Raw genomic sequence first — 19901 nt, 5'->3', positions numbered from 1 at the left:
TTTTTGGTCGAGGGCGACATTGTCCGCCTTGTCGGCCTCGCATGACCAGACCACGCGAGGCCGCGCTTGGCCCCCCGCGACCGGTGGGGCAGGATTTCACTGAGGCGGCAGGCAGGCGCGACAGCGGCGGTGTATCTTGTAGTTGTGACGAAATGTGTGTGATGCTGACCGTTCCTGTGTCGGCCCAACATGAGGATGGGTATGTCGCTGGGGGCTTTGCCTGCGTTGAAAGTGGATGTCGCCGAACCCGGCGAGACGCACACGAGCCCGTCATCGGTCGACCAGGTGGCCTTGATCGCCGAAGTGCTGGCCTTGCGCGGCCAGTTGAAGGCGCAGCAGGCCGAGAACGCACGACTGGAAGGCCTGCTGCAGGCACGCCCGGCCGAGCAGCGATTCGAGACCATCCTCGACAGCATGCCCGGGGCCGTGGCCTATTGGGACGCCCAGCTCATCCTGCGCTATTGCAACCGACGCTTGCAGGCCCATTGGGGGCACAAGGCCCACCAGCTGATCGGCCGCCACATGAGCGATCTGTTGTCGCTCGAAGGCTATCAGCGCACCTTGCCCTTTGTGGAGGCCGCCTTGAGTGGCCGCGAGATCTCAGGCGAGCACCACGAACGCCAGGGCCTGATCGCCCAGGTCAGCTACACGCCGGACGTGGTCGATGGCCGCGTGCGTGGCTTTGTGGTGATGGCCATGGACATCACCGAGCTCAAGGAGGCCAAGGCTGCGGCCGAGCAGGCCAGCAAGGCCAAGAGCGAGTTCCTGGCGAGCATGAGCCACGAGATCCGCACACCGCTTAACGCCGTGCTGGGCTTTGCGCAGATCGGCGCATTGCGCTTTGATGCGCACGAGGCCGCGGGCCACTTCAAGCACATCCTGCAAGCCGGGCAGCATCTGCTGGGCCTGATCAACGACATCCTGGATTTCTCGAAGATCGAAGCGGGCAAGCTCGACCTGCAGATCGGCGAGATGAGCCTGAGCCATTGCATCGAGCAGGCGCTGGATCTGGTGCGTGAACAGGCCAGGCTCAAAGGCCTGAAGCTCGATGTCGCGCGCATGGCCGACGTGCCCGAGCATTGGCGTGCCGATGCCCTGCGCGTCGGGCAGATCCTCATCAACCTGTTGACCAATGCCGTCAAATTCACCGAGCGTGGTGAGGTGCAACTGGCGGTCAGTGCAGACCGCGAGGGCCTGCATCTGGTCGTGCAGGACACTGGCGTGGGCATGGATGCGGCCTTGATGGCCCGCCTGTTCGATCCCTTTGTGCAGGGCGACGGCAGCTCCACGCGCCGGGCCGGTGGCACGGGCCTGGGTCTGTCCATCTGCAAGCGCCTGGTGGACCTGATGGGCGGCCGCATCGGCGTGCACAGCGCACCCGGGCAAGGCGCGCGCTTCGAGGTCTGCCTGCCCTTGCCAGCGGTCGGCGACGAACCCGACCATGTCGACGAAGCCGAACCCGGGCCCTGGGATGCCTATGGCTTGCGCGGCCTGCGGGTGCTGGTGGCCGAGGACCACCAGGTCAACCAGTTGTTGATGGAGCAGTTGCTGCTCAATGCGGGCGTGCGCCTGACCATGGTCGACAACGGGCAGGAGGCGGTGGATGCCGTGAAGCAGGCCGGCCCCGGCGCTTTCGACCTGCTGCTGTGCGACATCGAGATGCCGGTGATGGACGGTTACGAGGCCACGGCCACGGTGCGAGAGATCGATCCAGGTCTGCCAGTGTTGGGCCTGACGGCGCACGCCTTCGACGAGGCCAGGGTGCGCGGCCTGAACGTGGGCATGCGCGACTACATCACCAAGCCCTATGTGTACGAAGAGCTGATGGGCCTGATGGCCCGCCATGCGCGGCGCGCCGCCGCCTGATCGATCAGGGCTTGTCGCGCTGGCGTCTGGCGCGTGGGTGCGCCGCGTCATACACCTTGGCCAGATGCTGGAAATCCAGCTTGGTATAGACCTGCGTGGTGCTGATGTGGGCGTGGCCCAGCAGCTCCTGCACGGCCCGCAGATCGCTGCTCGATTGCAGCAGGTGGCTGGCAAAGCTGTGGCGCAGCATGTGGGGGTGCACATGTGTGGGCAGGCCGGCCTGCTGGGCCAGCTGTTTGAGCCGGTTGCGCAACTGCATGGGCGTGAGGCGCCGGCCCAGGCGGCTGATGAACAGGGCCTCGCACTGTGGTGGCGTGAGCGCGGCGCGCATGTCCAGCCAGGCAGCCAGTGCCTTCATGGCGGCCTGCCCCACGGGCACGATGCGACGTTTGCTGCCTTTGCCCAATACATGGGCTTCGCCGGCCTGCATGTCGATCCAGCCCTTGGCCTCGTTGCTGGCCGTCACGTCCAGCCCCAGCAGTTCGGCGCTGCGCAGGCCGCTGCTGTAGAGCAGCTCGATCATGGCGTGGTCACGTGCGTGCAGCCAGGGCGCCTCGTGGTCCCGGCGCGTCTGGGCGGCGGGTGAGGCCGCGTTGTCATCGGCCTCGGGCTGGTGATCGGCCAGTGCCACGGCGTGGTCCACCGACAGGGCCTTGGGCAGGGGCTTGGCGGCCTTGGGTGGCTTGATGCCATCCACCGGGTTGACCTGCACCACGCCTTCGCGGCCCAGCCACTTGAACAGGCCGCGCCAGCCAGCCAGCGTGATGGCGATGCTGCGCGGCCCCAGGCCTTGGCCATGCAACCTGGCCGTCCAGCCACGCACATGGTGAGGGCGCACGTCGGTCAAGCCGAGCTGGTGCTGATCGCACAGGGCCAGCAGGCGCTTGAAGGCGTCGCCGTACATGGCCAGGGTGCGCTCGGCCAGGCGCCGTTGCACGCGCAGGTGATCGACGTGTCGATCAACGAGACGGCGGTCGGGAGAATCCGGTGCGGGCGCGTTCAAGGTCGGATGGGCGGGGTGTGGCGGCCCATCATTGTTGATCGAAACGCCCGGGCGCGGCTGGTCAGCGCAGGCGATAGCTGACCAGCAGGTCCTTGAGCATCCATCCCCACATGCGGGGCTGTCGCAACAACTGGCCCAGCGCGTAAGGCAGCCAGGCCGTGCCAAACGGCACATAGAAGCGCACAGGGACACCCAGCTCTCGCGCCACCGCCATCACCTCGTGGCGGGGCAGGCCGCACAGCAGCTCCAGTTCGCAAGGCGTGCCGGCTTGCTGCAGGCGTTGCAGGGCCTGGCGCACCAGCTGGGCATCGTGGCTGGCCACGGCAACCTCCACGGCGCGCCCGGCCAGTTGATCGATCACGGCCATGAAGCCCGCGCTCTGGTCCATGTTCGGCTTGTCTGGGCAAGCCCATTGGCCTTTGACCACGCGCACCCGCACACCGTGAGCGATGGCCCATTCGGCATCACGCACGCTGCGCACCCATCTGCCGGGTATGGTCAGGCCCAACCTGGGGTGCTCGTCGCGCAAGGCCTCCATGAGGCGCAGGGTGGGGGCGGCGGTTTCGGGGCCATGTGAATCGAAGTGCAGCCATTGCCCGTGTTGCCGTGCCAGCCGCGCGAGCATGCCGATCCGGTTGAGGTCGTACAGCATGGGCGGTGCCTTGATGGACACGTAGGCGGGGTGCTTCAGCGTGGTGGCGGCGTCGATGGCGGCCAGGTCATGGCCGGCAATGAGGTCGGGCGCGTCGTCATCGCTGTTGAAGTAGCCGATCGTGGCGCGCAGGCCTTGTGCTTCGAGTTGCCGTGCCAGTGTCAGGGCGTCGTCCAGATGAGGGCCCGGCACGTAGGCGCGGCTGGCCGCCCTCAGCAAAGGGGTGGCCGCAGACTGGATGAGGTCACGTAACTTCCTGAGCATCACCATGCGCTGCATCATGCCCGGGTTGCCGGCGCCTGGCGAGCCGTGCGTGCATCGCCTGTGACATATCTTGAGCCAGGGCAAGCTGGCCGCGCAGGCGCCAGGGGAAGAAGCGGATGTTGACGTAGTCGCGCAAGCTCGTCGTCCAGAACGCAGTCCAGGGGGCCGGGCTGCCCAGGAACTCGTAGGCCTTCAGGCCGCGCTGTGCGGCGTCGGCGATGGTGTGCATCATCAGCAGATTGCCGGGGCTGCAGGGTGAAAAGGCCGCGTCGTAGCCGATCTTGAGCAGCCAGATGCTGTGGTCCCACTCCAGCGCGATCTGCATGCCCACGGCCTGGCCGCCCACGCGCATGAAGGCCAGGCGCAGCAGGCCCGCCTGCATGGCGGCATGGGCATGGGCCCGGTGAAAAGGGCCGAGCTGCGGGTCCAGCGCCAAGGCGGTGCCGGCCTGGCCTTTCCAGCTGCGGGCTTCCACCGCGTAGGCTTCGTCCAGCAGGTGGTCGAGTTGGGCTGCGGTGGTCTGGCTGTGGATCTCGAAGCGCAGGCCGCCGAGTTTCTCGGCGTGGCGTTCGGCCCGGCGGAAGTCGGAGCGCCGGCCGGCGTTGAACTTCTGGCGTGGGTCGGCCCAGCTGGCGTCCAGGTCGATATACGGTGAACCGATGGCCGGGCGGATCAGCGTCATGCCGCGTCCGGCAAAGGCCTGCCTGAGGGCCGTCACGCTGGGCGAATCGGCCGGCACGCGAGGCAGGCACACGGCGCGGGATTGCCGGGCCAGCGCCTGGGCCATGTCGGCCAGTTCGGGCGCGCTGTCCCAGCTCAGGTCCATGGGCTCGCGGGTCTCGAACGCGCCGGGCAGGGTCAGGCGCCAGGGGCGTGGCGCACTGTAAGCCAGGGCGGGCAAGCCGGCTTGACCTGGGGCCTGGCGCTCCGGCGGGGTCAGGCAGCGCCAGGCGCTGTCCAGCCAGGTCGCATGCTGCGTGGGCAGCCGCCGACCTTGATGGGCCATCGGGGCTCAGTCCACCAGGCGGGTGAGCGCGGCGCTGGCAATGTCACCCACCTGCAGCAGGAAGTCCACGCCCATGTCGGCGCTGTAGCGGGTCGGGTCGGGCGAGCCCAGCACCAGCAGGCCGAAACACTCGCCGTGGTGGTGCAGGGGGATCAGGGCCAGCGAGGTGATGCTGGCGCTGTCTTCCAGCCACTTGCTGGCTTCGAAGCCCGAGTTCAGGCCGCAGTAGGGCATGTTCAGGCTGCTGGCAAAGCTGCGGGCGTCATCGCTGATGGCCTGGGTGACCGACAGCTCGGCCAGGCCTTCGCGCAGCGTCAGGTTGGGCGTGGCCCAGATGCGCACGGCTGCCTGCGGGATCAGGAACTCGTGGCGCAGGCGGTCGAGCATGACGTCGGCCAGCGTGGTGTCGTCATGCGCCAGCAGCACGGCGCGCACCCAGCGGTGCAGGCGCTCGGCGATGGCCTCGTTTTCCTGGCCGTTGCGGATCATGTCCATGATCCGGCGCTCCAGCCCGCGGATCTTGTCGCGCAGCATCTCCATCTGGCGCTCCTGCAGCGAGACGGCGCGCTGACCGTGCGGGCTGGTGAGCTGGATGGAGGCCAGCACCTGGGCGTTGCGTTCGAAGAAACCGGGTGTGTGCACCAGGTAGTTGACGATCTCGTCTTCGGTGATGCCTTGCAAGGTCATGTTCTCGTGTGGGTGTTCGTTCAGAGTGCGGGCACGTCGATTTCGCCGTCGAAAACCTTGACGGCCGGGCCGGTCATCATCACGTGCGAGCCGGGGCCTTCCCAGCTGATGGTCAGGCGGCCGCCGGGCATGTCCACATCCACGGTCTGGTCCAGCCAGCCCAGGCGGATGCCGGCCACCACATTGGCGCAGGCGCCCGAGCCACAGGCCAGGGTCTCGCCCGAGCCGCGCTCGAACACCCGCAGGCGCACATGGTTGCGACTGACCACTTCCATGAAGCCGGCGTTCACGCGGCGCGGGAAGCGCTCATGGCCTTCGATCTGGGGGCCGAGCTCTTCAACCGGGGCGTGTTCGACGCTGTCGACCCGCATCATGGCGTGGGGGTTGCCCATGGACACCACGGCCACTTCCACCGGGTGGTTGGCCAGCTGGATGGGCCACAGCTCGCAGCCATTGACCATGCGCGGCGTCAGGCCGTTGGGGTTGAAGGGCACCTCTTCGGGGATCAGGAAGGGCTCGCCCATGTCCACCGTCACGCGGCCATCAGGTTGCAGATGCGGCTCGATGACGGCCTTCATGGTCTGCACGCGGATGGTTTCCTTGTCGGTCAGGCCCGTGTCGTACACGAAGCGGGCGAAGCAGCGCGCGCCATTGCCGCACTGTTCCACCTCGCCGCCGTCGGCGTTCATGATCCGGTAGGTGAAGTCCGTCCCGTTGGCGGGGTTGCCTTTTTCGACGATCAGGATCTGGTCGGCGCCGATGCCAAAGCGTCGGTCGGCCAGAAAGCGGTATTGGGCCGCGCTCAATGGCAGCGGCCCATGGGTGGCGTCGAGCACGACAAAGTCGTTGCCCGCACCATGCATCTTGGTAAAGCGCAGCTTCATGAAGGCGGATTATCCGCCGCTTGAGCCCGCCTTGTCAGGCCAAGTTGTCACTCCTGTGCGATCAGGCGACGCCGTTGGCATCCAGATGGAAGCGCTGGACCGATTTGGACAGGTCCATGGCTTGCTGGCGCAGGCTGTCTGCCGCCGCGGCCGACTGTTCCACCAGCGCGGCGTTTTGCTGGGTCATGTGATCCAGTTGCGTCACCGACTGGCTGACCTGGCCGATGCCCTGGGATTGCTGGCGGGTGGCGTCCGCGATCTCTCCCATGGCCTGGGTCACACGGCGGATCGAATCCACGATCTCGTTCATGACCTCGCCGGCCTCGCGCACCTTCTGCGAGCCCACTTCCACGCGTTCGGTGGACTGGCCGATCAGGCCTTTGATTTCCTTGGCGGCGTCCGCGCTGCGCTTGGCCAGCGAACGCACTTCGCCGGCCACCACGGCGAAACCACGCCCTTGCTCACCCGCACGGGCGGCTTCCACGGCGGCGTTGAGCGCGAGGATGTTGGTCTGGAAGGCGATGCCGTCGATCACGCCGATGATGTCGGAGATCTGGCGGGCGGCGGCGCTGATGTCCTGCATCTGCGTGACCACGCTTTCGACCACCTGGCCGCCTTGCTCGGCGCGCTGGCTGGCGGTGTCGGCCAGCGCATTGGCCACGTGGGCCGATTCGGCCGAGTGCTCCACCGTCTTGCTGAGCTGGTCCATGGACGAGGCCGTGTCCTGCAGGTTGGCGGCGGTCTGTTCGGTGCGTTGGGAGAGGTCCTGGTTGCCCGCGGCGATCTCGGTGGAGGCCGTCAGCATGCTTTCGGACGATTCGCGCACCGAGGCCACCATCTCGCGCAGGCCGTTCTGCATGTGGGCCATCGAGCTCATCAGGCGTCCGATTTCATCCTTGCCGTTGACGTCGATGTGCTGGGTGAGGTCACCGTGCGAGATGGACTGGGTGATGGCCTCGGCGCGGCGCAAAGGCGCCGTGATCGACAGGATGGTCAGCCCCATGAGCGGCAGAAACACGATGCCTGGCGACATGAGCAGGCCCCACAGCCACATGATGGCATGGGTGGCGGCTGTGCCGGCCTTGGCGCGGCGTGCCTCGGCTACTTGCGTGATGGCAGCGTTGAGCTTGCCGGTGATGGCTTCCACGGCATCGGCTTCAGCGCGTGCCGGCTCGCTGGACTGGTAGGCCTCGGCTGCCGATGTGATGGCGGCCGAGGTGATCAGGTCCAGCGTGGGCTCCAGGCCCTTGCCATAGCTGTTGAGCTTGCCTTCCAGGGCGGTGGCCTGTTGCCTGATCTCGGCCGTGGGCGCGGCTTCGGCCAGGACTTTGGTGGTCTGGATGGTGGTGGCCAGGGCGGCCTTCCAGGCCTTGAACTGTTCGGCTGCGGTCACCGAGTCGCCCGTGGCGATGATGGTGGTTTTTTCGCGGCCGCGCAGTTCATTGAGGTTCAGCGCCAGCGTCGTCATGCGCTGCGTGGCGGTGAATTCCTGGCTGGCAAATGAGTCCAGCTCGCCCTTGAGGGAGAGCAGCTGCCAGCTCATGGCGCCTCCCACACTGCAACCAATGCCTACGACGAGGGCCATGCAGGCCAGCAAGCGCGACCGGATCGAAAAACCACGCAACCAAATGATCCAAGCCATTTACTGGCACTCCTCAACCAGATGAAGCGAGGCAGGGGCCCTCGCTGCAGACAACCTGGGTGAGTTATCGGCCTGCCGCGCACCAACTTGAGGCGCCAGCGTGATCCGAATGGCTCAGTAAAAACCCGCTTCGCCTTCGGGCCGGGTCTTGAATCGCTTGTGCACCCACAGGTATTGCGCGGGTTGCTTGAGGATCTCGCCCTCGATGAACCGGTTCATGCGGGCCGTGTCGGACTCCGCGTCCTTGGTGGGGAAGTTGTCCAGCGGGGCCATGAAGCGCACGCGCCAGCCGCGACCGCCGGGCAGCAGTTCGGCGATCACCGGTTGCACCACCATGTTCATCATCCGGGCCATGCGTGAAGGCGCCAGCAAGGTGGCGGCCGGCACGCCGAAGAAGGGCACGAACGCGGCATCTTTAGCCCCGAAATCCATGTCGGGCAGGTTGAAGAAGCCGCGCCCGTCCTTGATGGCGCGCAGCAGGGGCTTGACCGAATCGCTGCGAGGGAAGATCTCGGCGTTGCCGAAGCGCAGGCGGCCGCGCTTCATGAGCTTGTCCATCAGCGGGTGGCTTTGTGTCTGGTAGATCGAGGCGCCCGGGCGCTTCTGGCACAACAGGATGGCGGCGCCGGCCACGTCCAGCCCGACGAAGTGCGGGCACAGCCACATGGTGGGGCGGCCGCTGGTCTGCATCTCGCGCTCGGCCAGGTCGATGTCGCCTTCCACGTGGATCAGGCGTTTGATGCGCTCGTGCGAGGCCCACCAGAGCACGGCGCGGTCCAGCAGGCTTTGCGTCAGCCACCCGAAATGCGCACGCAGCAAGGCTTCGCGTTCGGCGGCCGGCATCTGCGGAAAGCACAGTTCCAGGTTGCGCAGGCCCACGCGGCGGCGGGATGTCGCCAGCTTGAAGAGCAGGGCGCCCATGCCGCGCGCGATCGCCGCCAGCACCGGCAAGGGCAGGAAGTGCAGCAGCCACAGGATGGCCAGCGCCAGCCGGATGCCGCCTTCTTTCAGCGCGTTGGGCATCGTCATCAGGTCTGGGCCTCGCTGCCGCCGGCGGCCGAGGTCAGGATCTCGGACCGGGGTTGCTTGTAGCGGTTGTAGCCCCACAGGTACTGCTCGGGTGCTTGCATGATCAGGTCTTCCATCAGCCGGTTCACGGCGGCCGCGGATTGTGCCGCATCACCCGCGGCCAGGATTTGTTCGACATCAGGCGCCACACGGGTGGCGTGCACGATGTAGTCACAGCCTTTTTGCAGCCGGGCGACCGGGCCCAGCCGCTCGCCACGCAGCAGCACCACCGCGCAGCCCGTTTGCGCGACCAGCTTGGCGGCCATGGTCATGGTGTAGGCACTGCGGCCAAAGAAGTCCGTCCACACGCCCATGCCCTCGGGCGGCACCTGATCGGGCAGCAGGCCCACGGTTTCGCCCTTCTTGAGTGCGCGCAGCATCTGGCGCACGCCGCTGAGCGTGGCGGGGCTGGTCTGCATGCCGGGGCGGTTGCGCGACTCGCGCATCATCTCGGCCAGCCAGGCCTGCTTGGCCGGGCGGTACAGCGCGGTGATGGGCTTGAGGCTGCCGAAATGCTCGGCGTAAGCCTGCGCCGTGATCTCGAAGCAACCCAGATGTGGTGTCAGCAGCAGCAGGCCACGGCCCTCTGCCAGGGCTTGGGACACGGCTTGCGCGTTCGCCCATTGCACCGTCTTGCCCAGGGCCTGCTCGCGGGGGCGGCCCCACAGGCGAGGCAATTCGCCCACCATCTTGCCAGCGTGCGCCACGGCTGACCAGCGCTGCCACACGCCCATCCCTACGGCCTGAGTGTGGGCCTTCAAACGCCTGCGGTACGAAGGCGACAGCAGGTAGGCCAGCCAGCCCAGCAGACTGCCGATCGGGTGCAGCACGGCCAGGGGCCAGCGGGACAGCAGTGAAAACAGACGGACCATGAAAGGGTTGCGTTCAGGGAACAAATGGGGCCATAAAACCCTACATCTTCGCAGATACCACTAGCCGATCAGGCCGGAGTATTCGCTACACTGCACCCATCGCCGAGTTAACAGGACAACTTGCGGGGCGATTCACAAATGCCGCTAAAGCGTTCGCCGCTGCGAAGAGAACCCAAAAGGATCGCTCACCAGCCCCGGCGACGCCGAGGTCTAGGGTCTTTTTTGGAGCACACATCGTGGCAAACGATTTTCTTTTTACTTCTGAATCCGTATCGGAAGGTCACCCCGACAAGGTGGCTGACCAGATCTCCGATGCCATCCTCGACGCCATCCTGGCGCAGGATCCGGTCTCTCGCGTGGCCGCTGAAACCCTGACCAACACCGGTCTGGTCGTTCTCGCGGGCGAAATCACCACGCAAGCCAACGTGGACTACATCCAGGTCGCGCGTGACACCATCAAGCGCATCGGCTACGACAACACCGAGTACGGCATCGACTACAAGGGTTGCGCCGTGCTGGTGGCGTACGACAAGCAGTCCAACGACATCGCCCAGGGCGTGGACCGCGCCTCCGACGACTACCTCAACATCGGCGCTGGCGACCAGGGCCTGATGTTCGGCTACGCCTGTGACGAGACGCCCGAGCTGATGCCCGCGCCGATCTACTACGCTCACCGTCTGGTGGAGCGTCAGGCTCAGCTGCGCAAGGACGGCCGCCTGCCTTTCCTGCGCCCCGATGCCAAGAGCCAGGTCACGATGCGCTATGTGGACGGCAAGCCCCACAGCATCGACACCGTGGTGCTGTCCACCCAGCACAGCCCCGACCAGTCGGAAAACGCCACGACCATGAAGGCCTCGTTCACCGAAGCCATCATCGAAGAGATCATCAAGCCTGTCCTGCCCAAGGAATGGCTGAAGGAAACCCGTTTCCTGATCAACCCGACCGGCCGTTTCGTGATCGGTGGCCCGCAAGGTGACTGTGGCCTGACCGGCCGCAAGATCATCGTGGACACCTACGGTGGTGCCTGCCCTCACGGCGGTGGCGCCTTCTCGGGCAAGGATCCCACGAAGGTGGACCGCTCCGCCGCCTACGCGGCCCGCTACGTTGCCAAGAACGTGGTGGCAGCCGGTCTGGCCAAGCAGTGCCAGGTGCAGGTGGCCTACGCCATTGGTGTGGCCAAGCCCATGAACATCACGGTCTACACCGAAGGCACGGGCGTCATCCCTGACGACAAGCTGTCTGCGCTGGTGGCCGAGCACTTCGACTTGCGTCCCAAGGGCATCATCCAGATGCTGGACCTGCTGCGCCCGATCTATCAGAAGACGGCCGCTTACGGTCACTTCGGTCGCGAAGAGCCGGAGTTTACCTGGGAACGTACGGACAAGGCCCAGGTGCTGCGGGACGCAGCAGGCCTGAAGGGCTGAGGCCTGCGAAGCAGGGCTCCCTGGGCCTTGCGGGGAGCGGCCGACAGGCCGCGAGCCACAAGGCCGCTCTCCAGCTACGGTCGGCTGAACCAAAGGCGTATCCTCAACGGCTACGCCTTTTTTCTTGGCCTGAAAGAACATGAGCAACACCACCTCCAAGGGCGCGCTGGCCTGGCTGGCCATCATCGGCATCGGCTTGATCTGGTCTTACATCGGCGCGTTTGATCCCGCCGTCTGGTTGATGGAGGTGTTTCCCGTCTTCATCGCCGTGCCTCTGCTGGCCTGGACGCGCCCGACCTTTCGCCTGACCACGCTGGTCTACGTCCTCATCCTGGTCCACGCCATCATCCTGATGGTCGGCGGGCACTACACCTACGCGCGCGTGCCGCTGGGCTTCTGGATGCAGGAGGCATTTCACTTCACCCGCAATCACTACGATCGCATCGGGCACCTGGCACAGGGCTTCATCCCGGCCATGGTCGCGCGCGAAATACTGCTGCGCAAGACGCCGCTGCCACGAGGCGGCTGGCTGTTCTTCCTGGTGAGCAGTGTGTGCCTGGCCATCAGTGCCATGTACGAGTTCATCGAGTGGGGGGCGGCCGTGAGCCTGGGGCAGGGCGCCGACGAGTTCCTGGCCACACAGGGTGACCCGTTTGACACCCAGTCCGACATGCTGATGGCCTGGATCGGCTCGATGCTGGCCCAGGTGCTGCTCGCGCGCTGGCATGACCGGCAGCTTGCCGGCCTGAGCTCGCTCCAGGCGCGCTAACTGTCGATCAGGCGCGAGCGCCGCCCGTGCGGAACACGTTCACCGCCGCAGACAGGCGTTGCGCCTGGTCTCGCATGCTGGCTGCCGCAGCGGCTGACTCTTCAACCAGTGCGGCGTTCTGCTGTGTCATCTGGTCGAGTTGCACCACGGCCTGATTGACCTGGCTGATGCCATCGCTTTGCTCCGATGCCGAGGCGCTGATGTCGCTCATCATGTCGGTCACGCGCTGGATGGCCCCGACGATCTCGTTCATGGCCTGGCCGGCTTCGCTCACCAGCTGTGCGCCGGAATCGACGCGGTCACCCGAGGCGGCAATCAGGCTCTTGATTTCGCGGGCGGCATTGGCCGAGCGCTGCGCCAGATTGCGCACTTCGCTGGCCACCACGGCAAAGCCCCGGCCTTGCTCGCCCGCACGGGCGGCTTCGACCGCGGCATTGAGCGCCAGGATGTTGGTCTGGAAGGCGATGCCGTCGATCACGCCGATGATGTCGTTGATCTTGCGCGAGGACGCGGCGATGTCCTGCATGGTCGACACCACCTGGCTGACCACCTGTCCGCCACGCTGCGCGGCATCGCTGGCCGAGCAGGCGAGTTGATTGGCCTGTTGCGCCGCCTGAGCCGATTGCTGAACCGTGCCGGTCAGCTGTTCCATGGAGGAGGCTGTTTCCTGCAGGCTGGAGGCGGTCTGCTCCGTGCGGTTGGACAGATCCTGGTTGCCGGTGGCGATTTCTGCCGATGCGGTGGTGATGCCTTCGGTGCTTTCGCGCACGTCATGCACGAGCGTCGCCAGCGAGTGGGTCATCTTCTGCAGGGCCTGCATCAGCTCACCGAACTCCGCGCCGTAACCCGTGTTGATGCGCACGGACAGATCGCCCTGGGCGATGTGCGAGGCCACGTTGACGGCTTCCTGCAAAGGCGTCTTGATCGAGCGGATCAGGAAGTGCGCCCCGATCGAGACACCTGTCAGCACGAGCAAGACCAGCATGGCGGCCAGGCCGGTGGTTGCTCGGCGGTCGGCCGCGATCACGGCACGCTTTTCCGTGGCACTTTCTTCCTGCATGGTGGCGAACTTGCGCAGGGCATCCGTGTAGGCTGCCGCGCCTGGGACGAACACCTCCATCGCCATGGTGCGGGCCTGCTCCAGCTGGCCTTGTGCCTTGAGTGCCTTGATCGACTTGTCCGTTGCCAGGACGGCCTGGCGCAATTCGCCAATTTTGTCGAGCTGGCGCTTGTCGTCGTCGCTCAGAGGCAGCTCTTTCAGGGCCTTCTGGATCTCGGTGATCTTCGTGATGGCATCCGAAATCGGCTTGGCGAAGGTTTGCGCCACCAGCGGGTCCGAACTCACCGCCGAGGCCACCACTCTGGCCATGGCCACGCTGCTCAAGGTTGCCCACTCGTGCGCGGCGTGCAACTTGATGTCGTTGAGCTTGAGCGCTTCATCGGCGGCCCTTTGCTGCCCCACGGCACGCCAGCCTGCAAACCCGACGATGCCGAGCAGGCCGATGACCAGGGCGATGACCGTTGCCCACAATTTGCCTGCAATGCCCAAATCTCGGAACATGTGGCTGTCCTTTCGTTCATGGAGACAATCCCCAGGTCGTTATCGTCCCCCGGGGGTGGAACTGAAGGAGGCTCAAGCCCGACAAAATGTCTCAATACCCTTCAATTTGTGGGACCGATGCGGGCTGGGTGGCCCTAGGATCATGTTTTACAGGTGCCGCGTCCGTCAGGGCGCCCTGATCCACGCCCTATGCTCAGGAAGATTCCGATCCAGCAACTGCGAATAGGCATGTTTGTCCACGAGGTCTGCGGCTCGTGGCTGGATCACCCTTTCTGGCGTTCCTCCTTCAAGGTCCAGGACGCGCGCCAGCTCAAGCAGCTGGCCGTGGTCAGGGAAGTGATCATCGATACCGCCAAGGGGCTGGACGTGGATGCGCCCAGCGCGCCCATGGAGCTGATGGACGACATCGAAGTGAGCGCGGCCGCGCCTGTCGTGGAGGTCATGGACCTGCCCGAGGATGAAGCGCCTCTGGCCTTGAGCGTGAGCTTCCAGCAGGAGCTGGTAAGGGCCTCGCGCATCGTCGAGCAATCGCGTGGCGCGATGAAGTCCATGTTCAACGATGCCCGCCTGGGCAAGGCCGTTGACACCGAACATTGCCTGCCCCTGGTGGACGACATCACCCAGTCGGTGTCGCGCAACCCGGGTGCCATCGTCAGCCTGGCGCGTCTCAAGACCAGCGACGACTACACCTACATGCATTCCGTGGCCGTGTGCGCCCTGATGGTGTCACTGGCCAAGCACCTGCATCTCAACGAAGCCGATACGCGTGAAGCAGGCCTGGCTGGGCTGGTGCACGACCTGGGCAAGGCCTTGATGCCGCTGGAGGTGCTCAACAAGCCAGGTGCCCTGACGCCCGCCGAGTTCGCCATCATGAAGGGGCACCCGGAAGCCGGGCACCGCATGCTGGTGGAGGGCAATGGTGTGGGACCCATCCCGCTGGATGTCTGCCTGCACCATCACGAGAAGGTCAACGGCAAAGGCTATCCACATGGCCTCAAGGGCGACGAGATCAGCCTGTTTTCCAAGATGGGCGCCGTGTGCGATGTGTACGACGCCATCACCTCCAACCGGCCCTACAAGGCAGGCTGGGATCCGGCCGAGTCCATCCAGAAGATGGCGCAGTGGGCCAAGGATGGCCACTTTGACGAGCGCATCTTTCAGGCTTTCGTCAAGAGCATCGGCATCTACCCGACGGGTTCGCTCGTCAAGCTCAAGTCAGGCAGGCTGGGTGTGGTGGTGGAGCAGGGCAGCAAGTCCCTGTTGAGCCCGATGGTGCGGGTCTTCTTCTCCACCAAGTCCAATGAGCCGATCACGCCTCAGCTGATCGATCTGGGCGATGGCAGTACCACCGACCAGATCATCTCGCGCGAATCGCCCGCGACCTGGGGCTTCAAGAACATCGATCAGTTCTGGATGCCACAGGCTTGAGTGCGGGCGGGGCGCTCGATCAGAACAGATCGATCACGCCCATGCCGGCGGGCAGCACTTCCGGTCCGGTCGGATTCCAGTTGCCCACCAGTACACCATCTCGTGTGACCGTCACCTTACCGCTGACTTGCTCCGGCACCTTCGCATTGAAGGTGGTGGTGCCATTGAGCACATAGGTGTGGCCGTTGAGCACATACCGAAGCTGCTGGAAGTTGGTTGACCCGTTCTCGGTTTGCGCATCGAACGTGCTCACGATGCTGCCTGACACAAAGGTCATGGTGCGCGTGGTGTTCGCACGCATCAGCACCGCGCCTTGTACAGGCGTGAAGGTGTTCGTGCTCGAGCCCGACATCTGTCCGACCGTGCTGACGGCAAACACGCCCTTGCCTTGAATGCTTTCTTGCACATCCGTCAGGGGCAGAAGCTGGGTACGGCTGTTGAGCGTCACTGTATTGCCATCGCCGGACACGGTGTAGTTGAAGTCGGCCAGGGCCTTGCCGGAGAAGGTTTCGCCATCGGTCAGGCATTGGTCGAAGGTGATGCCAATCTGGTGAGGCGCGTTGACGCTCACGGGCTCGCCACCCGCGATGGCTTTGTTGCCGTCCAGGCTGACTTCGCTGGCGCTGCCCGTGCTGCAGATCTGGCCTGGTGGCAGCATCACCGCCAGTTCCATGTCGGCTGCGTACGAGGGTGCCATCGCCAGAGAGATGGTGTTGATCGGGGCCACAAAGAGTTCGGCCAGGCGGCGCTTCTGCTCGTTGCTGTCATTGGCCAGCACGGTCAGCGTGGTCGACTCGCTGGTGATGCTGTGGCCGGCGGTGTCCGTGATTTTCACGCTGTAGACCGCGCCGTTGTCTGCGGTGCCCACCTTGGAGAAGAACAGCCGTGGCGTGTTCTGTCCTGCGAGAGGGACGCCGTTGCGCAGCCACTGGTAGCTGAGCGTACCGATGCCGCGTGCGTTGACGATCAGCATCAGTGCTTCGCCTTCGTAGGCCGTTTGCGTGGCGAACAGGTTCTGGGTGATCTCGGGGTTGACCGAGAAGCTCTTGAGCACCAGGCACTGGGTCAGCTTGATGTCCGTGGTATTGGGTGTGGCCAGGGCCGGGGCTGACTCGATGTCGTCATAACGAGCCGTGATCGAGGCCATGCCGCCCTTCTTCATCGGCACGCGGAAGGTGCCATCGGCTTTGATGGTGACTTCAGCCACGCCGCTGTAGTCCATGCCATCGGACCACACTGTGGTGCCGACAGGTGGCGCGCTGTTGTTGGGGCTCTTGACGCAGCCTTCGACGTAGATGGTTTCTTCAATGGGGGCGTCGCAGTTCCAGCTGCTGAAGTGGCTGACCTTGCCCTCGTAGTAAGTGCCATCGGCTGACAGCGTGGCTTCACCCTCGTGCACCCACAGTCCCGTGGTTTCGTCCAGGTAGTACAGCCAGATGGTCTTGGGGACGGCGGTGGCGCGGGTCTTGACCGGCACACGGATGGTGGCCGTGGCACCCTTGGCCAGTTGCAGCTTGCGCCCGCTGGCGTCGGTCAATTGAACGTTGACCGCACCAAAGCTCTCGATGGCTTGTGTACCGGTGGCCGTGCGCGACATGAAGCTGCCAGGCATGGACGAAGGCTGGCGGGCCGGGTCGATGGGGGTGATGGCCACGTTCACGTTGCCGGTGATCGCGTTGCCCGTCTGGGCGTCCACCACGCCGTTGGCAGGCAAGGTGACCTGGGCGGTCGTGCCGGGCACGGAGACGGTGCCGCCACTCGATACGGGCAGGCTGCCTTGTGCCGCCACGGGTGTCAGCAGGAGTTTGACGGCAGCCGTGCCCAGGTTGGGGACATCCACGCGGGCCACGCTGGTGGCGTAGCCGGACTTCGTGTACTGCAGCGTGAGGCCCTTGCCGGGCACTTGCGTGAGGGTCACCGTGAGCTGACCGCTGGCATCCGTGGTGTAGCTCTGACCATTGACCGTGACCGACACGTTCGGCAGCGTCTTGCCCGTGTTGCTGTCAAAGGCCTGCGCCTTGAGCATGCCATCGACGATCGTGGGTTGCTCGACCGTGGATGGTTGGCCCGTTGCCGGATCACCACCGCCGCCACCACCGCAAGCTTGCAGCACCAATGCCATGAGCACGGCGCAGCCACGCCCCGTCCAAGAACGTATCGTCATCTTCTTTCTCCCTGACCGATTTGTTGATTCGGTCGGCCTCAGGCCGACTCGCGGCGGGAGTTTAGATGCGCACAGAGGTGAAATCGCGCCTCTTTCGGGGGGATCCTGTTACCAGGTATTACTGCGTCGACAAGCTCAAGCCCGCATGTTCGCGCAGCGGATGGAAGTGCACCAGCGGGTGGCGCTCGGCCGTCAGGCGCAGGTCATACGCCGAGGTCATCATGTAGGCCAGGGTGTCGGCAGCGTCCAGCGCCAGCTTGGAGGCGTTCTCGTCGCAGAACTTCTTCATGGCTTCTGGCGTGTCGGCCGTGATCCAGCGTGCGCCCACAAAGCGGCAGGGCATCAGGCGGATGTCGACGCCGTATTCGGCCTTCAGGCGGTGCTGCACCACTTCAAACTGCAGCTGACCGACGGCGCCCAGCAGCATCGAGCCACCGGATTCAGGTCGGAACACCTGGATGGCGCCTTCTTCACCCAGTTGCAGCAGGCCGGCTTGCAGCTGCTTGCTCTTCATGGGGTTGGCCAGTTCGACCGTCTGGAACAGTTCGGGCGCGAAGAAGGGCAGGCCGGTGTACTGCAGGTTGATGCCATCGGTGATGGTGTCGCCCAGTTGCACGCCGCCGTGCGTGGTGAAGCCGATGATGTCGCCCGCATAGGCTTCATCGACGGCTTCACGGCGCTGCGACAGGAAGGTCACCACCGAGGTGGGGCGCAGTTCCTTGGCCGAGCGTTGCACCTTGAGCTTCATGCCGGGCTCGTACTTGCCGGAGCACACGCGCACGAAGGCGATGCGGTCACGGTGGGACGGGTCCATATTGGCCTGCACCTTGAAGACCACGCCGGAGAAGTTTTCCATCTCGGGCAGGATTTCCTTGTGCGAGCCGTCCTTTTCGGTCGACAGGCGAGGGCGGGGCGAGGGGGCCAGGTCCACCAGGGCGTCCAGCACCTCCTGCACGCCGAAATTGTTCACGGCCGAGCCGAAGAACACCGGTGTCTGCTTGGCGGCCAGGAACTGTTCCAGATCGAAAGCGGGCGCGGCTTCGGCCATCAGCTCCATGTTCTGCTCGGCCAGCTCCCAGTCGTGGCCGAAGCGGGCGTGCAGCTTGTCGCGCTCTTCGAGCGACACGACTTCGTCTTCATCGCTGCGCTTGTCGGCGCCCGCATCGAACAGGCGCATGGACTTGGTGCGCAGGTTGACGATGCCGCCGAACTGCTTGCCCTGGCCCACGGGCCAGGTCATGGGCACGCAGGGCATGCCGAGTTCCTGTTCGACTTCATCGAGCAGCTCCAGCGGGTCGCGGCCTTCGCGGTCCATCTTGTTCACAAAGGTGATGATGGGCGTGTCACGCTGGCGGCAGACCTCGATCAGGCGCTTGGTTTGCGCTTCCACACCGTTGGCCGCGTCGATCACCATCAGGGCCGAGTCCACTGCCGTCAGCACGCGGTAGGTGTCTTCCGAGAAGTCCTTGTGGCCCGGGGTGTCCAGCAGGTTGACCACGTGTTCGCGGTACAGCATCTGCATCACCGATGAAGCCACCGAGATGCCGCGCTGCTTTTCGATTTCCATCCAGTCGGAGGTGGCGTGGCGCGAGGCCTTGCGGGCCTTGACCGAACCGGCGATGTGGATGGCGCCCGAGAACAGCAGCAGCTTTTCCGTCAGCGTGGTCTTACCCGCGTCAGGGTGGGAAATGATCGCAAACGTGCGACGGCGGCTGGTTTCGGGGGCGTAGGGAGAAGTAGACACGACAAAAGCTCCGGGCGAACCCGACATGCTAGCTGATTAGGTCGCTTCAGGCAGCCCGACGGCCGGCTGGTATCAGATTCGCCGCTTTTGCGATGCAAAATGACCGTGACAAGTTAGGGATTGTTCACCGGGGGGCGTTCCTCGAAACTCAAAGGCTGCCATGCAAGATCAGCGTAGTCACGACCACATCATGGGATCTGTTCCACCGCCACCCCTTGGCACCTTCAAAGTCCTGCTAGTGGACGACCACGACCTGGTGCGGGTTGGTCTGCGGACCGTCCTCAACGAAGTCGAGGACATGAAAATCCACTGGCTTGAGGCCGACAACCTGCATGACGCCATGCGGCTGTATGGCGCCGAGCCAGACGTCTCCCTGGTCCTGCTGGATCTGAACATGGCCGATTGCAAGGGCCTGCAGGGCTTGCGTCAGTTCATCGAGGCCTACCCGCAGGCCCGCGTGGCCGTCATGAGCGGCACGCAGGATGAATTCGTCATCGGTCAGGCCAAGGGGCTGGGTGCCGTGGGTTATCTGCCCAAAGCCTATTCGCCTTCGCTCACACGCTCCAGCATCGTCGGCCTGCTGACCGAATACTCGTATGCCGCTGCCGTGGCGGCACCAGCGGGCGCATCGGCGGCACGTTTTCCCCGTGCGCCTTCTGCTTCCAGCTATGACCGCGTGGCCGAACTGGGCCCCCGTCACCTGGAAATCCTGGAGCTGGTGTTGTCAGGTTGCTCCAACCAGGAAATCAGCAACTCCACCAAGCTGTCGCTGGGAACGGTCAAGAACTACGTCTCGACCATCCTGCTGGCGCTGGACGTGAAGTCGCGATCGCACCTCATCAGCCTGTTCCGCTGAAGCGCACAGGC

At 64.9% G+C, this 19901-nt stretch carries 16 protein-coding genes; 5 read left to right on the top strand and 11 right to left on the bottom strand.

Annotation, left to right across the window (positions count from 1 at the left end; all coding sequences use genetic code 11):
* The first annotated feature begins 201 nt into the window (after positions 1-201).
* Positions 202-1866: a PAS domain-containing sensor histidine kinase gene (locus VFW93_RS18180; protein WP_329695363.1), complete on the top strand. Its 1665-nt coding sequence runs from the start codon at positions 202-204 to the stop codon at positions 1864-1866.
* 4 nt (positions 1867-1870) lie between these two features.
* Here the strand turns inward: VFW93_RS18180 and VFW93_RS18175 are convergent, their stop codons facing one another.
* From VFW93_RS18175 to VFW93_RS18140, 8 genes are all read right to left on the bottom strand, one after another.
* A complete protein-coding gene (locus VFW93_RS18175; protein ID WP_329695362.1) occupies positions 1871-2869 on the bottom strand; it encodes a tyrosine recombinase XerC in 999 nt (332 codons plus the stop codon).
* Between the two features lie 61 nt (positions 2870-2930).
* Complete coding sequence (locus VFW93_RS18170) at positions 2931-3785, bottom strand: hypothetical protein (RefSeq protein WP_329695361.1); 855 nt, start codon at positions 3783-3785, stop codon at positions 2931-2933.
* On the bottom strand, positions 3766-4791 hold the full coding sequence (locus VFW93_RS18165) for a GNAT family N-acetyltransferase (protein ID WP_329695360.1): 1026 nt from the start codon (positions 4789-4791) through the stop codon (positions 3766-3768). The genes VFW93_RS18170 and VFW93_RS18165 overlap by 20 nt, the downstream gene beginning before the upstream one ends.
* Positions 4792-4797: 6 nt before the next feature.
* Positions 4798-5478 (bottom strand): DUF484 family protein, encoded by a 681-nt coding sequence (locus tag VFW93_RS18160; RefSeq protein ID WP_329695359.1) that lies wholly within the window; start codon positions 5476-5478, stop codon positions 4798-4800.
* Between the two features lie 20 nt (positions 5479-5498).
* Entirely contained in the window at positions 5499-6362 is an 864-nt protein-coding gene (gene dapF, locus VFW93_RS18155) for a diaminopimelate epimerase (RefSeq protein WP_329695358.1), read from the bottom strand.
* Between the two features lie 61 nt (positions 6363-6423).
* Positions 6424-8004 (bottom strand): methyl-accepting chemotaxis protein, encoded by a 1581-nt coding sequence (locus VFW93_RS18150; protein WP_329695357.1) that lies wholly within the window; start codon positions 8002-8004, stop codon positions 6424-6426.
* Between the two features lie 114 nt (positions 8005-8118).
* Positions 8119-9033: a lipid A biosynthesis acyltransferase gene (locus VFW93_RS18145; RefSeq protein WP_329695356.1), complete on the bottom strand. Its 915-nt coding sequence runs from the start codon at positions 9031-9033 to the stop codon at positions 8119-8121.
* Entirely contained in the window at positions 9033-9944 is a 912-nt protein-coding gene (locus VFW93_RS18140; protein ID WP_329695355.1) for a lysophospholipid acyltransferase family protein, read from the bottom strand. The genes VFW93_RS18145 and VFW93_RS18140 overlap by 1 nt, the downstream gene beginning before the upstream one ends.
* A gap of 236 nt (positions 9945-10180) precedes the next feature.
* Here VFW93_RS18140 and metK point away from each other — a divergent pair, with 236 nt between their 5' ends.
* Positions 10181-11368, top strand: a complete 1188-nt coding sequence (gene metK, locus VFW93_RS18135; protein WP_329695354.1) for a methionine adenosyltransferase — start codon at positions 10181-10183, stop codon at positions 11366-11368.
* A gap of 139 nt (positions 11369-11507) precedes the next feature.
* Positions 11508-12137: a DUF2238 domain-containing protein gene (locus tag VFW93_RS18130; protein WP_329695353.1), complete on the top strand. Its 630-nt coding sequence runs from the start codon at positions 11508-11510 to the stop codon at positions 12135-12137.
* Positions 12138-12144: 7 nt separating this feature from the next.
* Here VFW93_RS18130 and VFW93_RS18125 read toward each other — a convergent pair whose 3' ends face one another.
* Positions 12145-13698: a methyl-accepting chemotaxis protein gene (locus tag VFW93_RS18125; RefSeq protein ID WP_329695352.1), complete on the bottom strand. Its 1554-nt coding sequence runs from the start codon at positions 13696-13698 to the stop codon at positions 12145-12147.
* A 189-nt stretch (positions 13699-13887) separates the two neighbouring features.
* Here VFW93_RS18125 and VFW93_RS18120 point away from each other — a divergent pair, with 189 nt between their 5' ends.
* Positions 13888-15126: an HD-GYP domain-containing protein gene (locus tag VFW93_RS18120; RefSeq protein ID WP_329695351.1), complete on the top strand. Its 1239-nt coding sequence runs from the start codon at positions 13888-13890 to the stop codon at positions 15124-15126.
* Between the two features lie 19 nt (positions 15127-15145).
* On the opposite strand, the gene VFW93_RS18115 is transcribed toward VFW93_RS18120, so the two are convergent.
* The gene (locus tag VFW93_RS18115; RefSeq protein WP_329695350.1) at positions 15146-17290 is read right to left on the bottom strand and encodes a hypothetical protein; all 2145 of its coding nucleotides are present in this window, start codon (positions 17288-17290) and stop codon (positions 15146-15148) included.
* A 118-nt stretch (positions 17291-17408) separates the two neighbouring features.
* On the bottom strand, positions 17409-19034 hold the full coding sequence (locus tag VFW93_RS18110) for a peptide chain release factor 3 (RefSeq protein WP_329695349.1): 1626 nt from the start codon (positions 19032-19034) through the stop codon (positions 17409-17411).
* Positions 19035-19194: 160 nt separating this feature from the next.
* On the opposite strand from VFW93_RS18110, the gene VFW93_RS18105 reads away from it, so the two are divergent.
* Positions 19195-19890, top strand: coding sequence for a response regulator transcription factor (locus tag VFW93_RS18105; protein WP_329695348.1), 696 nt, complete (start codon positions 19195-19197; stop codon positions 19888-19890).
* The last annotated feature ends 11 nt before the right edge of the window (positions 19891-19901 follow it).

This window comes from Aquabacterium sp. (genome assembly GCF_036279675.1).
Taxonomy (GTDB): Bacteria; Pseudomonadota; Gammaproteobacteria; order Burkholderiales; family Burkholderiaceae_C; genus Aquabacterium.
The sequence above is the reverse complement of the archived record's forward strand: the minus strand, read 5'-3'. Positions and strand labels throughout refer to the sequence as shown.